Raw genomic sequence first — 15,274 nt, forward strand, 5'->3', positions numbered from 1 at the left:
TAGGCCGCGGCCTGGGCGAGGAACTGCTCGTAGAGCTCGGCCGTGAGCGTGAGCGGGGCCTGGCTGTGGGCGAGCATGTACTGCTGGCGGGCAGCGGGCAGGCTCTGGTCCAGGGGCAGGTAGGCGGCCCCGGCTTTCCAGCTGGCCAGGATGCTGACGATAACGGCCGGGCTCTGCGGCAAGGCCAAAGCCACCAGCGACAGGGGCGAGGCAGCGCCGGCCGGCGCTGGCTGGGCCAACAGGAAGTGGGCCAGCTGCGAGGACAGCGCGTCGAGCTGGGCATAGCTCAGCTGCTGGCCCGACACGTCCGAGACGGCTACCCGCGAGCCGTGCGCCATGACCACTTGAGCAAATTCCGTCAGCAAGCTGCCCGTGGAATAGGCAAGGTCGCTTCGGGGGTTGGTCAGCGGCAGCAGGCTCTGCTCTTCTTCGCTGATATACTGAACGAGGCCAATTGGCTGGCGCGCATCGCGCAGCACCTCGGCAATGAAGCAAGCAAGGTGGCGGCCTAGCTGCTCCACGAAATACGCTTCCAGCACGTCGGTGTTGTATTCCAGCCGGATGGAGAGCGTATCCTGGTATTCGTAGCAGCGGAACGACAAATCGAATTTGCTGGCTATGGCCTGCGAAATAACGAAGTCAGCAGCCTCCAGTTCGTTCCGGCCGGCATTTTCCCGGGTTGCGGTTACGCCGGCGGGCTGCAGATTCAGCTGCACATCGAACAGCGGGTTGCGGCTCGGGTCGCGGCGCAGGCCCAGGGTTTCAACCAGCCGGTCGAAGGGGTAAAGCTGGTGCTGGAAAGCGCCCAGAGTGGTGTCCTTCACCCGTTCAAACAGAGCCTCGAAGCTGTCTTGGTGGCTGAACTGCGTGCGCAGGGCCAGCGTGTTGACGTAGAAGCCAATCTGCTCCCCCAAATCGGCGTGCTCGCGGCCGGCAATAGGGCTACCGATGATAATATCCTCCTGACCCGTGTAGCGGTAGAGCAAACCGTTCACGGCCGCCAGCAGGCCCATAAACAAGGTGCCGCCGAGCTGCTGGCTCAGGGCTTTCAGCTTGCTGGTGGTTTGCGCGTTCAGCTCGATGGTGTGCACGGCCCCGTTGTGGCTGAGCACGGCGGGCCGCGTTTTGGCATTGGACAGCTGGAGAACCGGCAGCTCGCCCGCGAATTGCGTGGTCCAGTACTGCTCCAGCTTCTGCAGCGACTCATTGCTGAGCTGCTGCAGGTGCCAGTGGGCATAGTCTTTATACTGAATAGCCAGCGGGGCCAGCGGCGCTTCCTGCCCCTGCACCAGGGCCATATAGCTAGTCAGCACGTCGCGGGTCAGCAGCTGCATCGACCACCCATCACTGACGATGTGGTGCATGTTGTAGTAGAACACGTGGCGGCCGGCCGCCAGCTGAAACAGGCTGGCGCGCAGCAGCGGCCCCCGACTCAGGTCGAAGGGCTGGGCCATATCCTGCTGCACGAGGGCCCGCACCTGGACCTCCGCGTCGGGGAAGGCGCTCAGGTCCGTTACGCGCAGGCTAAAGCCGATGGCCTGCGCCGACAGAATGTGCTGGCGGGGCTCACCGGCGGCGCTTTCCCGAAATACCGTGCGCAGAATCTCGTGCCGGGCAATTACGCTCTCGATGGCACGGGCAAACAGGTCGGTGTTCAGCTCCCCGGTCAGCTCCAGCACCGAGGGAATGTTGTAAGTCAGCGCGTTGTCTTCCGACTGGCTCAGAAACCACAGGCGGCGCTGCCCGTCCGAGAGGGCGTAGTCGGGCTGCACGGGGGCGGGCGGAATGGTGGCAAAGCCCTTCTGCCGCGTCCGTTCGGCCCGGATGAAGTCCATCAGGGCCGCTTTGTGCGTTTTGATGAGGTCCTTATCCTGCGCGGTCAGGTTTTCCGTTTTACCCCGCAGCCGCAACGTATTCGCGGTATCGTCCAAAGTGATGGTAGTCCCCTTCGCACGTAAATTCAATAGTAGATCTAAAACGTCCATTGGTATAGCAGTATATGTTGCGCGAAGCGCGGGGTAGTTTTGATAGAATATCTGGCGGCCTCTCGGCCGGCGGCGCAGGCGGGCATCCTGCCCAAGTCCTACTCGGCAGCGAGATAAGGAAGCCGGCCAGCACCGGATAAGTATAAAATATAGGGAAGCCGAGGGCCCGGCGCTAGGTGCGCCGGGCCGGACTTTCCTCCCGTTTGCCAACTGCAGTCAGCGAGGCAGCCGGAAGGATAAGGTAACTGCTTAGAAAATCAGCTCTGACTCGTCCTGCTCCACGCCCACCGACTCCGTCTCCATCCAGCTCACCGCGTCGATGTAGTTGGATAGATGCTCGATAGTAGGCTCCACGAACAGGTTTTTCAGGTCAATCTTCACCCCGAACTCCTCGTGGATTTTGGCCAGCACGCGGGTTGCTTTCAGGCTGTGGCCGCCCAGGTCGAAGAAGTTGTCTTTGATGCCGATGGAGTCGGCATCGAGGATGTGCTTCCAGATGACGATGAGGCGCTCATCTACCTCGTTGCGCGGGGCTACGTAGGCGGTCAGGGGCTCGTCGTCGGCGTCGTGGGGCCGGGGTAGGGCTGCCTGGTTGATGGCGCCCAGGCTCGTGAGCGGGAAGGCATCCAGGCGAATCAGGGAGGCCGGCACCAGCGCAGCGGGCAGCACGGCTTCCAGCGCCTGTTTGATAGCCTTGGCACTCAGAATGTTGTTCAGCACGTAGTAGGCCGTCAGCTCCAGCTCGCCGGTAGTCGTGCGGGTAGCCAGCACGGTGGCTTCCTGCACACCATCGAGCTGCCGCAGGGCGGCTTCCACTTCGCCCAGCTCGAGACGCTGGCCCTGCAGGGTCACCTGATTGTCGCGGCGGCCCACGTATTCCAGCTGACCCGAGGCCAACAGCCGAACCAGGTCGCCGGTGCGGTACAGGGTTTCGTTATCCCGGAAAGGGTTGTCGACAAAGCGTTGGGCCGTTAGCTCGGGGCGGCCGTGGTAGCCACGGGCCACGCCGGCGCCACTCACGCCCAGCTCACCAACGACACCCACCGGCACCAGCTGCAGGTTGTGGTCGAGGACCACGGCGCTGAGCGTAGGCAGCACGCTGCCGAGGGTACGGGTGTGGCCGGCTTTGGCTTCCGGCGCCGTGATTTCGGCGCAGGTGGTAAAGCCAGTCGTTTCGGGAGTGCCGCTGAGCGTGCTGAACCGGCAAGCGGGGTAAGCCTGCTGCCAGGCCTGCACCGTTTCGGATGGCAGGTCTTCGCCGGCCAGCAACACCTGGCGCAGGGCCAGAGGCGTTTGCGCCAACTGCTTCTCTACCGTGGCACTCAGGCTCCGGAAAGCAGCGGTAGAGAGGGCCAGAACCGTGATTTTCTCTTGCTGCAGGACCTCCAGCAGGGCGGCGGGGTCGGTGGCCGTTTCCTGGGGCAGCAGCACCGCGGTGGCGCCGTGCAGCAAGCTGCCGTAGATTTCCCACAGGGCTAGGTCGAGGCCCGGGGCCTGGGTGAGGGCCCACCGGTCGTGCTCGTCGAAGCCAAACAGGTTGCTTTCGTTGTTGAGCTGGCTGACCACGTTGCGGTGCTCGATTTGAATGCCGCGGGGGCTGCCCGAAGCGTCGGAGGCGTAGAGCACACAGGCCAGCTGTGTGGGCTCGACGGCGGCCGTAATGGCCGAGCCGCTATAGGTAACGGCCGTAATATCCAGCACCTGAATCCGGGATTCAACATCCGCGAGCTTTTCCGAGGTTGGGTTATCCGTCAGAATCAGCTGGCTGCCGCTGTCCTGCACCAGGTAGTTGATACGCACGGCGGGATACGCCGGGTCGAGGGCCACATAGGCGCCCCCGGCTTTAAGCACGGCCAGCATCCCGATAAAGAGCCACTCGTTGGGCCCGGCAAGCAGGGCAACCGGCGTTTCCGTTTTGATGCGGTAGTTTTTCAGCAGCACGCGGGCCAGCTGGCCCGAGCGCTCATCCAACTCGGCGTAGGTCAGCTGCTGGTCGCCGAGGCGCAGGGCTACGCGGTTGGCGTGGGTGCGGGCCACGGCGCGGAAGCGGCTTATCAGCGTGGCGCTTTCATCGAAGCCCACGGCGGTATTGTCGGTGAGGGCCAGCATGGCTTGCGTTTCGAGGGCGTCCAGCACGTTTACTTCGCTTAGCGCCAGGGCTGGCTCGGCGGCCACCTGCCCAAACAGGGTGGTCAGGTGCTGCACCATGCGGCTGATGGTGGCCGGGGCGTAGAGGTCGGCGTTGTATTCCAGGCTGAGGCGCAGGCCGTCGGCTTCTTCCGAGAAGCAGAACGTCAGGTCGTACTTCGTGACGCCGGTGTTCAGCTCCAGTTTTTCGAATTGCAGGGCCGAAGACAAAGCCTGCGAGGCTTTCGAGGCTTCGGTGTTCTGCATAATCACCATCACGTCGAACAAGGGCGAGCGGGACAGGTCGCGCTTCAGGTTCAGGTCGGCCAGCAGCATCTCAAACGGATACACCTGGTGCTCGAAGGCGTTGAGCAGCTTGTCTTTCTGCTGCCGGGCCAACGAGAGGAAGCTTTGCTCCTCGCTGAGCTGGTTGCGAATGGCCAGCGTGTTGACGTAGAAGCCAATCTGGTCTTCGAGCTGGATATGGTCGCGGCCGGCCACGGGCGTACCGATGGTGATGTCGCGCTGGCCGGAGTACTTGCTCAGCAGCACGTTCACGCCGCCGAGCAGCACCATGAACAGGCTTAGGTCGGCGCTGTTGGCCAGCTGTTTCAGCGGGGCTGCCACGGCGGGGTCGAGCACCACGTTCAGGGTGCCGCCGCGGTAGGTTTTGATGGCGGGCCGCTCGAAGTCGGTGGGCAGCTGGAGCGTGGTGCCCAGGTTGCTGAACTCGCCCAGCCAGAACTGGCGGTGGGCGTCGAGCTTCTCACTGGAGAGCTCCTGGCGCTGCCACACGGCAAAGTCCTTGTACTGGAGCGTGAGCGGGGCCCACTGCTCCTGCTGGCCTTGCGCCAGGGCTTCGTAGGCTTGCATTACTTCCTTTACCAGCACCCCGATGGACCATCCGTCGCTGATGATGTGGTGCATGCAGAAGGACAGAATCTGCTCCTGGCCGGCCATGTCGATGAGGACGCTGCGCAGCAGCGGGCCTTTTTCCAGGTCGAAGGGCTGGTTCCATTGCTCTTGCAGCACTTCCTCAACCTGGGTGGCCGAGCTAGTAGCCGCTACCGTCAGCTTCTGAATGGTGAAGTTGATTTCGGCCGCGTCGTGAATAAGCTGCACGGGTGTGCCTTCGTGCTCGGTGAAGGTGGTGCGCAGGCTTTCGTGGCGGGCAATAACCTGGCGGAACGCCTGCTCCAGCAGGTCCGCGTCCAGGGTACCTTTCACGCGGAAGGCGGCGGGCATGTGGTAGGCCACCGAGGCATCGGCGAAGCGCGTAAGTACCCACAGGCGCTCCTGGGTGAAGGAAACGGGGTAGAACTGGCTTTGGTCGGCGAGGCTGATTTCGCGGAAGCGGGTTTCGTTTTTGCGCTCCAGCAGGGTGGCCTGCTGTTCGATAGTGGGGTACTGAAACAGCTCGTTGAGGGAAATATCCTTGCCCATGCGCTTCAGGATGAGCGACTTCAGGCGGGTAGCACGCAGGCTGTGGCCGCCCACCTCGAAGAAGTTGCTGCGGATGCCGACTTCCTTCTTGTTGAGCACTTCCTTCCAGAGCTGCTGCAGGCGGATTTCCATTTCGGTGGTGGGCTCCACTAGGGCCGCGGCCTCGGCACCCTTCTGCGAGGGCAGCGGCAGCAGCTTCTTGTCGACCTTGCCGTTCGAGTTCAGCGGAATCTTGTCCATTTTCACCCAGTAGGTAGGCACCATGTAGCCTGGCAGGCTTTTGCCCAGAGCCGCTTTCAGCTCTTTGTTCGACTGCTCGTCGCTGCCTTCCCAGTAGGCCACGATGGTTTTCTCAGCCTGAATATCTTTTACCACCACTACGGCCTGCTGCACGCCTTCCTGCTGCTCGAGCAGGAACTGAATTTCGCCCAGCTCGATGCGGTAGCCCCGCACCTTCACCTGGTCATCGACGCGGCCGATGAACTCGACCTGGCCGTCGGGCAGCCAGCGGCCGATGTCGCCGGTCTTGTACATGGTGTGGCCCGGGGCAAAGGGGTTGGGCATGAAGCGCTCCGCCGTCAGGTCGGGGCGGCCGTGGTAGCCTTTGGCAATCGACTGGCCGCTGAGGTAAATCTCGCCGTCGACGCCCTCGGGCAGCAGGTTGCGCGACTCATCCAGGATGTACATCTGGGTGTAGCCCACGGCCGTGCCAATCGGGATGATTTCGTAGCCGTCGTCGGCGAAGCGGTAGTTGGTGCTGTAGGTCGTGTCTTCGGAGGGGCCGTAGAGGTTGCGCACTTCCATGCGGCGGTAGTCCAGGTCCTTCTTGAACTTCTTAGGCACCGGCTCGCCGGCCATGTTCAGGGCCACCACGTTGGAGAGGTCCACGTTGTCTTCCAGCAGGTTGCGCACCACCGAGGGCACGGTGTTCACCAGAATATTCTTGTCGTGGGGCAGGTACTGGGGCAATTCCAAGGCCGAGGTTAGCAGGCGGATTTTCTTGCCCTGAATCAGCGGGAAGAAGAACTCGTAGACCGACAAGTCGAAGCAGTAGGACGTGGCCGCGTAGAGCAGCTCGTAGGGCGTGTGGGCAAACTCCACGCAGCACCACTTCAGGAAGGCAATGGCATTGCGGTGGCAGATCTGCACGCCCTTGGGCTTGCCCGTCGAGCCGGAGGTGTAAATCAGATAGGAGGTTTTCTCGCGCAGGTCGCCGGCATCTTCTACCGCGCCTTCGGTGGCCCGGATGGTAGCTTCCTCGGTGTTGAGGTTGATGACGCGGCCTTCGTAGATGGCCGGAATCAGCGGGCTGCTGTTCGTGTCGCTCAGGATGAGCAGCGGGTCAGCATCTTCCAGGATAAAGTCGATGCGGTTCTGGGGGTACGTCGGGTCGACGGGCACGTAGGCGGCGCCGGCCTTCAGGATGCCCAGCACGCTGACGATGGTCCAGGCCGTGCGCTGCATCAGTATGCCCACGAAGGGATTTTCCGCGTTGCCCAGCTTAGCGCGCAGGTACACGGCCAGCTTGTCCGATAGCTCATTCAGCTCCCGGTAAGTCAGCACCTGGTTTTTGGTGATGAGGGCCACCTCGTCGGCGCGCGTCCGGAACGAATCGGTGAGCAGGCTGATGATGCTGGCCTCGTCGATGCCCTCGATGGGCACGTTGAACTGGGTCAGGATCTTGGCCTTTTCCGCGTCCTGAATCAGCTGCAGCTCGCCCACGCGCTGGTCGGGGGCGGCCATTACCTGGTTCAGCAGCGAGAGGAAAGCCTGGAAGAAACGGTTGATTTTGGCCTCGGTAAACAGCTCGGTGCTGTAGTCGATTTCGAGCACGAACTGGTTGCCGGCCTCGGTGCCAAAGCTGAAGCTCAAATCAAATTTGGCGCCCTGGTGAATGGCTTCCAGCCCGACGCCGTCGCCGAAGTACTGGTCGAGCTCCAGCAGGCGGAAGCCGTGCTGCTTGCTCATTTCAATGCTGCCGTCGCCGTAGGCCGTGTTTTGCAGCACGATCATCACGTCGAACAGCGGGTTGCGGCTCGGGTCGCGCACCAGGTTCAGCTCCTCCACCAGCTTGTCGAAAGGGTAGTCCTGGTGCTCGAAGGCCTGCAGGGTGCTTTGCGAGGTTTCCTTGAGGTAGGCGGCAAACGACTGCTCGGGCACAATGGTGGTTTTCAGGGCCAGCGTGTTTACGTAGAGGCCCACCTGGTTTTCCAGGTCGTAGTGGCTGCGGCCCGATACGGGCGTGCCCACAATCAGCTGTTTCTGACCCGAGTACTTGTAGAGCAGCAGGTTGAGCGTGGCGTGCAGGAAGCTGAAAAGCGTAGTGTGCGACTCGCGGCAGAAGCTGTTCATGCGCTGGTACAGGGCCGCGTCGAAGCTGAACTTGGTCACTGAGCCCTTGTAGCCCTTGTTTTCGGGGCGGGCAAAGTCGGTGGGCAGCTGCAGCGGGTCGATGCTTTCCTCGAGGCGCTCGGTCCAGAACTTGCGGTATTTCTCCCCGCTTTCGCCCGTGAGCTTATTGGCCATCCAGGCGGCGTAGTCCTTGTATTGCACCGGCAGCGGGGCCGCGCCCACGGCTTCGCCCTTGCACAGCGCCTCGTAGAACGCCATGACTTCCTGCACGATAACGCCAAACGACCACCCGTCGCTGACGATGTGGTGCATGCCGAAAAACAGGGCAAACTCGGTGGCCGAGAGCTGCACCAGCTTCACTTTCAGTAGCGGGCCGGTGCTCAGGTCGTAGGGCTGGTTGGTGAGGAAGGCCAGCTCATTTTCAAGTCGCTCGCGCTTGTTGGAAACCTGCTCGATGTTGTCGTGCTCCACGGCAAAAGCCACCTGGTCGAGCACAATCTGGCGCGGTTCGCCGTCTACTTCCCGGAACACGGTGCGCAGGCTGGCGTGGCGCTGCACAGTGGCCTGAAACGCCTTTTCCAGGTTGGTTTTGTTGACCGTTCCCTGCAGGAAAAAACCTTTCACGATGTTGTAAGCCACCGAGCCGCCCTCAAACTGGCTGAGTACCCACAGGCGCTGCTGGGCGTTGGAGAGCGGGTAGCTGGCCTGCTCCTCCACCACCGGAATCGGCTGGTATACCGACTGTTTAGTAGCCTCGCGCAGAAAATCTACAATCTCACCCTTCCGGGCCTTGATAACATCAATTAATTCCTTGCGCAGGTTACTCGTTTCGCCAATCAGCTTTAGCTGCTCACCTTCCAGCTTGGGGAATATCTTGCTGGCTTTTAACTCGTTAATGATATCTAGGACCTTCATAATTATAAGATTATTTCTTTACCGTTTTCTTGTTTGCTATTCAACCACAGGGATAATTCAATTTTAGCAGCCAACTCGGCCACCGTATTCACCTGAAACAGCTGGGTCGCGTCGAGCTGAATTTCCAGGTCGCGGTTCAGGGTGTTCACGATTTCCATGGACCGTAGTGAGTCGATGCCCAAGGCCGTCAGCTCCTGGTTCACGTCGATCTGGTCGGCGGGGCAGTGCAGCAGCTTGCTGGCCAGCACCAGCTTGAGGTAGTCCTGAATGCTGGTGGCGGTGCCGTCCTGGCGGGCTTTGGCCAGGCGCAGCACGTAGTCGGCCGCGTCGATGGCCACGGTTTCGCGGGTGTGCTGCAGGGCCACCAGGTGGCTCTGGCGGTAGTTCAGGGCGCACTGCACGCGCTGCAGCTTGCCGCTGGAGGTGCGCGGAATGGCGAAGGGCTGGGCCAGCACCACGTCGTAGGGCCGCAGGCCGGTTTCTTCCAGCACCTTGTGCTCAATGGCCTTGATGATGGGCAGCGTATCGGTGGTGCGGGCGTGCTGGCGCTTCAGCTCGGCCAGGATGATGAGCTCTTCGGCGCCGGCAATTTCGACCGGGAAAGCCGCCACGCCGTTTTTCTCGATGGCCTCGTGGGCCGTGCTGGCCGAAAACTCAATGTCGTAGGGGTAGTAGTTTTTGCCCCGGATGATGAGCAGCTCCTTGAGGCGGCCCGTGATGTAGAGGTGGCGCTGGTGAAAAAAGCCCAGGTCGCCGGTTTTGAAGTAGCGCTGGGAGGAGTCGGCGGCAAAGGCAATCCGCTCGTTTTCCATGTTCCAGTAGCCGGCGCTGGTGCTGGGTCCGGCAATGCACACCTCCCCGATCTGCAGCTCGCCGGCTTCGCGCTGGGAGGCTCCGTCCAGGATTCGGACATCCATGCCCTCGGCTACGCGGCCCGAGGCCACCAGAATGCGGGCGGTGGGCTCGGCCGGGTCAATCAGGCTGAGCTGATTGGCGGGCAGCAGCTCGGCATCCACGGCCAGGGTGCGGTACTCGGGGCTGGTTTTGCCCCCGGATACGAAAAGCGTGGCTTCGGCCAGGCCGTAGCAGGGGTAAAACGCGTTGGCCTGGAAGCCGGCGGCCCGGAAGTGGGTGCGGAAGCGGGCCAGGGTTTCGGCGCGCACCGGCTCGGAGCCGTTGTAGGCCACCTTCCAGCACGACAGATCCAGCTTGGCAACCTCGGTGGCATCCACGCGGTCCACGCACAGGTCGAAGGCGAAGTTGGGGCCGCCGCTGTGCGTTACGCGGTAGTCGGAAATGGCCTGGAGCCAGCGCTGGGGCTTTTGCAGGAAGTAGAAAGGCGACATAAGCACGCCCCGCCCGCCGGTAAACACGGTGTGCAGGATGTTGCCGATCAAACCCATATCGTGGTAGAAGGGCAGCCAGGAGCCGATAATCGAGTCTTCGGTGCAGCCAAAGGCCTGCTGAATCAGCTGCTCGTTGTGCAGCAGGTTCTGGTGGCTCACCATCACGCCCTTGGGCCGGCCCGTCGAGCCGGAGGTGTACTGAATAAAGGCAATGGCGTTGGCGGCCGTATCCAGGGCGGGGGCCCGTTCCTGAAACGCCACGGCCTCCAGGGGCATATCGGTGGCAATAACGGGCATGGCCAGCTCGGGCAGGCCGCTGTGAATACGATTCAGGTACTTGCCGCTGGTCAGGATGGCACTGCTGCGGGAGTCGTCGAGGATGGTAGTGAGGCGGGCCATGTGCTTGCTGCCGCGGGGCAAAAACATGGGCACGGCCGTGACGCCAGCGCGCAGGCAGGCCAGAAACGCCACGATGAACTCCAGCCCCTCGGCGTAGAGCAGCATGGCGCGCTGGTCGCTCAGGCCGCGGCCGGCCAGGTGCAAGGCCAGCTCGTTTACCTGCTCGTTCAGCCCGGCGTAGGTCAGGGAGCAGGTCTTGGCTTCCTCCTCATCCAGGTAAGTGAAAACCACCTTGGCCGGCGAGGCGCTGGCGTAGTGCGCCAGGTAGTGCGTAAGCGTAGCGTAAGAGTTCAAGGGCGTAGCGGTATAGAGTGGATAGCGGATAGCGAATAATGGAGCCGGCTACAGCTGGCTGATAAGGGTGTGGGCTTTGGCAAACCACATTTCAAACAGCCCAAATTCGGTGGCATTGGCGTAGGACGGGGCCGTTTTGTGCTCGGCCAGCTTCACCAGGTCTTTGTAGGAATACAGCTTGCTGGTGGGCTCGGGCAGCACCGGGCTTTCGAAAGTTTCTCCCCGGATAATCTTGTGCAGATTCTCGTTGAAGATGGCCTCGCAGCTGGCCAGGCACTGCACCATCACATCCTCGAAGGTGGTGTGGGCACCGAGCGGAAACTTGCGGATAGCCAGGCAGCGGCCTGTGTCGATGTTCTCGTCGATTTCGTGCAATGACACGCCGTACTCCTTTTCGCCGTTGAGCAGCGCGAAAATGATGCACACTTCCGGCTTGCCGCGGTACTTGGGAATCAGGCCGCTGTGAATGTTATAAAACCGAAAGCCGGGCAGGCTCAGAATCGGTTTGCGGAACAGCCAGCCGTTGTTGATGGAAAATACGATTTTATCGGAGCAGGCCAGCTCGGCCATATGCTCGGCTTCATCGTTAATGTTGGCCACTTTCCGGAACGGAATCTGGTGCTTGGCACAAAACCCCGCCAGCTCATCGGTGGGGCTGTATACCATGTCGATGGACACGTTGCTGTGCCGCGTAAACAGGAGCGTACTCTGCAACAAACCGCCTTCGCCTACAAAAATCATGGGTCGTCGTTGTTCTCGGTGATAAAAAGAATTTACTGGCTTGGGGCGCGCCCGGCTTACTTGGCCGGCACTACGATCCCTACCTCAGGCTTGGGCTGATACACGGCCGTTTTACCGGCCAGAAACGAGAGGCCCGTCAGCAAGCCCCCAATAAAGCCGGAGGCCAGTAGCAGCACTATTTTCTGCAGGCCCATCACGCTGGCCACCTTGTCGAATAGCGCGGCCTGCGACAGCACGCTGTAGAGCGTGTTGGTGCCGGCCCACACCACGAAGCCGACCAGAAAGCCGATGCCGAAAACCGACAGGTTCCAGCGCCGGTAGGGCAAGGCCAGCCCGAAGGCAAATACCACAACGGTGAAGCTCCACCAGGGCAGCATGGCCAGCTGTTTCACCAGAATAATGAGGAAGGCCAAACCGATGCCGGTAGCAACGGAGGCGCGCAGGTTGTTGGTTTTGGAGCGCATATAGAATAAGAATTGGATAGACTAGAGCAACGGCAGAACAACCGCCAGACGCCAGTGGTACGGGACGGCAGAAACGCTGCCTGCTCCGACCGGCTGGTCATCAGCCTATTGCTACTGATTCAAATGTGCCAGCCTGGCCGCGCATCTAAAAGAATGTTACACCAACCGGGTCATGCGCTGTACCAAAACCCTGGTCCGACGTTTCACCGCGCCGCGCCACGGCTGCTCGCATCCGGGCCGAGTTTTCCGTGGAGTACTACTGCTTCTGGCTACAGTCCAACCTTTTTGCGGGCGGCGCAGTATTTACCGGGGTAAGGCACCCTAAGCCTCCTCTCCCACTTCCCCTCCGACCTGCCATGAAAAACTACCGTTTTCTTCTGCCCGTCTTCCTGGTGCTGCTCACCTTCTCGCTCAGCAGCTGCGACGTTATCGGCGACATCTTCAAAGCCGGCATGTGGACCGGCCTTATCGGCGTAGTGCTGGTCGTGCTCCTGATTCTGTTTATCCTGCGTAAAGTGCGCCGCTAGCCCAAGGCATTAATTTCCGCTACCAAAAAGGCTGCTCCGGTATCGGGGCAGCCTTTTTTGGTGCTTTCCGTCAACAAAAAAGCCCGACCTGTGCAGGTCGGGCTTTTTTGTTGACGGAAGGCTGAGTTCTATTTGTTCTCGGCCTTTTTGGGCATAGTACCGATGATATGGTCCCAGAGCGTGGACGAAACCCCGAAGGCAATTTCGTCCTGCCGGTAGTGGTGCTGGGCGTGGTGCGTCCACCACACTTTGAGGAAATTTTTGGGCGGCGCGTAGGCGTGAATGGCGTAGTGCACGAACAGGTAGAGCGCGTAGCCAAACGTGAAGCCGGCCAGAATGCCAAACACGTTGCTGCCGAAGATAAAGCGGAAGATGAAAAACAGCAGCGAGGCCACGAATACCGTCACGATGGGCGGCATAGCCAGGCGCGTCTTGTCCTTGGGATACTCGTGGTGTACGCCGTGCATGGTGTACTGAAACTTGGCCCGCTTGGGCGTAGTAGCCGGAATGTGGTAGAGGTAGCGGTGCATGGCATACTCCACGAAGGTGAACATAAACCAGCCCGCCAGAAACAGGCCAAACGCCGATAGGCCGTCGATAAAGCCGTGGGTCAGGCCGTAGTAGAGGCTGCCGACGGCCGTAAGCAGGAAGATGGAAACGGGCAGGGCAATATGGGTGTGCGTGAGGCGCTCGAGCACCGGGTTTTTGAACAGCTGCGCCGACCCTTTGTGCTTGGGCTTGATCTGGTCAGGTGTTTTTACCGGGGAAGGAGCCGTGTCGAGGGCCGGAGAGGAAGGAGCGGAATTCATAGGAATGATCAGCTATTGTAAAAAGCAAAAGTACGCAGAGCCGCACAAACACTGCGCCGAATACGCAGAAGGACCCAAGTTAGCCGCTCACCCGATACTGGTGAAGCAGCCCTTGCACCGCCGCCACCGAGCAGGAAGAACCGGTGCAGCGCAGCGGGGCGCGGCTATAAAACTGTTGGCGGGCAGCTAAGGTTTCACGCAAACGGGCTTCCAGCGCCGCCGGGCCGGCAGCCGCGGCCAGCAGGGGCCGACTGGCGGCCGCGCGCTGCAGCCGGGCTACCAACTCCTCCACCGGCACTTCCAGATACAGCGTATAGCCGGTATCGAGCAGCACCTCCAGGTTTTGGTGGAAGCAGGGCGTGCCGCCGCCGGTAGCCAGCACCACTTCGGGCAGCTCGGCCACTACTTCGCGCAGCACCGCCGCTTCCCGGGTCCGGAAGTAGGCTTCTCCCTCGGCGGCAAAGATATCGGCCACGCTGCGGCTCTCCCGCTCCACTATTTCGGCGTCCAGGTCGCGAAAAGGCACTTCATAGGCCGCCGCCAGCGCCCGGCCAAGAGTAGTTTTGCCGGCGCCCGGCATGCCAATCAGATAGAGGCGCATCTTAGGAAATGTGCGAATGTGTTGGAATGTGAGTAATGTGCTAAATGTTGCATGGAAAGAATATGTCCCTGATTGGCTAGGCTAGTCATTCCCGCATTATCCACATTCAACTCCACTTTCCACATTACACTTAGCTGAGCTTTACGCGGGGGTCGAGCACGGCGTATAGCACATCGACGACGATATTGACGACCACAAACAGGAAGGCAATAAAGATGGTAGCGCCCATTACCACCGGGAAATCCAGGTTTTCGACGGCCCGCAGCGTCACGGTGCCCAAGCCCTTCCAGTTGAAGATGTACTCGATGAAGAATGCCCCCGCCATGAGCGAAGCCAGCCAGCCCGATACGGCCGTAATAACCGGGTTCAGGGCGTTTTTCAGGGCGTGGCCAATCACTACGCGGTAGCCCGACAGCCCCTTGGCCCGCGCCGTGCGAATGTAGTCCTGGCTGAGCACGTCGAGCATGGAGCTGCGCGTAAGCTGGGTGATGACGGCCAGCGGCCGGATGCCCAGGGCAAAGGCCGGCAGCAGCAGATTACGCAGCACCAAGTGGCGGCCCGTGAAGGGGTCGGTTTCGTAGAGCTGCCCGGTCAGGTTCAGGCCGGTCCAGTGGCTCCAGTAGAAGCCGAAGGTCATGGCAATGAGGATGCCGGCCACAAACGACGGCACCGAAATACCCAGCACGGAGGTTGTAATCAGAGCCCTATCGAGCCAGGAATGGGGCTTCAGGGCCGCCACGATGCCAAAGGCAATGCCCAGCACCGCCGCCAGCAGCATGGCCGCCAGCGCCAGCCACAGCGTGCCGGTAAAGTGGTCTGCCAGGATGCTCAGCACGTCTTTATTGCTCTGAAACGAGCGGCGCAGGTAGGGCACTTTCAGCACCACGGCCTTCTGGCCCAGCGGCAGCAAAGCCACGCCGCCGTACTTGGCCACGCCGGCCGAGTCGCGCGGGTGCAGGCCCAGCGGCGACACGTCGTTCAGGTAGCCTACCAGCTGCACCGGCACGGGCTGGTCGAGGCCCAGGTCGGCGGCAATGGCGGCGCGGGTGGCTACGTCCGAGCGTTGGCCGGCCAGCAGCGCCACCGGGTCGCCGGGCAGCACCGTAAACAGGAAGAATACCGTTAGGGCCACACCGGCCAGCACCAGTATTCCTTGCAACAGCCGGCGTAGCACGAAAGAAATCATGAGGTAGGTGATTGTTAGTCGCTGATTGCTAGTTATTGATTGTTAGAGCAGACGTTAGCACGAACCAACAATCAGCAATTAGCAA

9 protein-coding genes are annotated in these 15,274 nt (G+C 61.1%); 1 reads left to right on the top strand and 8 read right to left on the bottom strand.

The window, feature by feature from the left end:
- The 5 genes from LGH70_RS12250 to LGH70_RS12270 form a co-directional block, all read right to left on the bottom strand.
- On the bottom strand, positions 1–1,931 hold a 1,931-nt coding region (locus LGH70_RS12250), incomplete at its 3' end, for a condensation domain-containing protein (protein WP_226185961.1).
- A 303-nt stretch (positions 1,932–2,234) separates the two neighbouring features.
- Positions 2,235–8,822, bottom strand: a complete 6,588-nt coding sequence (locus LGH70_RS12255) for a non-ribosomal peptide synthetase (protein WP_226185963.1) — start codon at positions 8,820–8,822, stop codon at positions 2,235–2,237.
- 2 nt (positions 8,823–8,824) lie between these two features.
- A complete protein-coding gene (locus LGH70_RS12260; RefSeq protein ID WP_226185964.1) occupies positions 8,825–10,861 on the bottom strand; it encodes an AMP-binding protein in 2,037 nt (678 codons plus the stop codon).
- Positions 10,862–10,909: 48 nt separating this feature from the next.
- On the bottom strand, positions 10,910–11,602 hold the full coding sequence (locus LGH70_RS12265; RefSeq protein ID WP_226185966.1) for a formyltransferase family protein: 693 nt from the start codon (positions 11,600–11,602) through the stop codon (positions 10,910–10,912).
- 56 nt (positions 11,603–11,658) lie between these two features.
- Positions 11,659–12,066 (bottom strand): hypothetical protein, encoded by a 408-nt coding sequence (locus tag LGH70_RS12270; protein ID WP_226185968.1) that lies wholly within the window; start codon positions 12,064–12,066, stop codon positions 11,659–11,661.
- A 356-nt stretch (positions 12,067–12,422) separates the two neighbouring features.
- Between LGH70_RS12270 and LGH70_RS12275 the strand changes: the two genes are divergently transcribed.
- Positions 12,423–12,593 (top strand): hypothetical protein, encoded by a 171-nt coding sequence (locus LGH70_RS12275; RefSeq protein WP_226185970.1) that lies wholly within the window; start codon positions 12,423–12,425, stop codon positions 12,591–12,593.
- A 128-nt stretch (positions 12,594–12,721) separates the two neighbouring features.
- Here the strand turns inward: LGH70_RS12275 and LGH70_RS12280 are convergent, their stop codons facing one another.
- From LGH70_RS12280 to LGH70_RS12290, 3 genes are all read right to left on the bottom strand, one after another.
- Complete coding sequence (locus LGH70_RS12280; protein ID WP_226185972.1) at positions 12,722–13,402, bottom strand: sterol desaturase family protein; 681 nt, start codon at positions 13,400–13,402, stop codon at positions 12,722–12,724.
- A 79-nt stretch (positions 13,403–13,481) separates the two neighbouring features.
- On the bottom strand, positions 13,482–14,003 hold the full coding sequence (locus LGH70_RS12285) for a shikimate kinase (protein ID WP_226185973.1): 522 nt from the start codon (positions 14,001–14,003) through the stop codon (positions 13,482–13,484).
- 130 nt (positions 14,004–14,133) lie between these two features.
- A complete protein-coding gene (locus LGH70_RS12290) occupies positions 14,134–15,189 on the bottom strand; it encodes an ABC transporter permease (RefSeq protein ID WP_226185975.1) in 1,056 nt (351 codons plus the stop codon).
- Positions 15,190–15,274 lie beyond the last annotated feature (85 nt).

Source organism: Hymenobacter nitidus, assembly GCF_020447315.1.
Lineage (GTDB): Bacteria > Bacteroidota > Bacteroidia > Cytophagales > Hymenobacteraceae > Hymenobacter > Hymenobacter nitidus.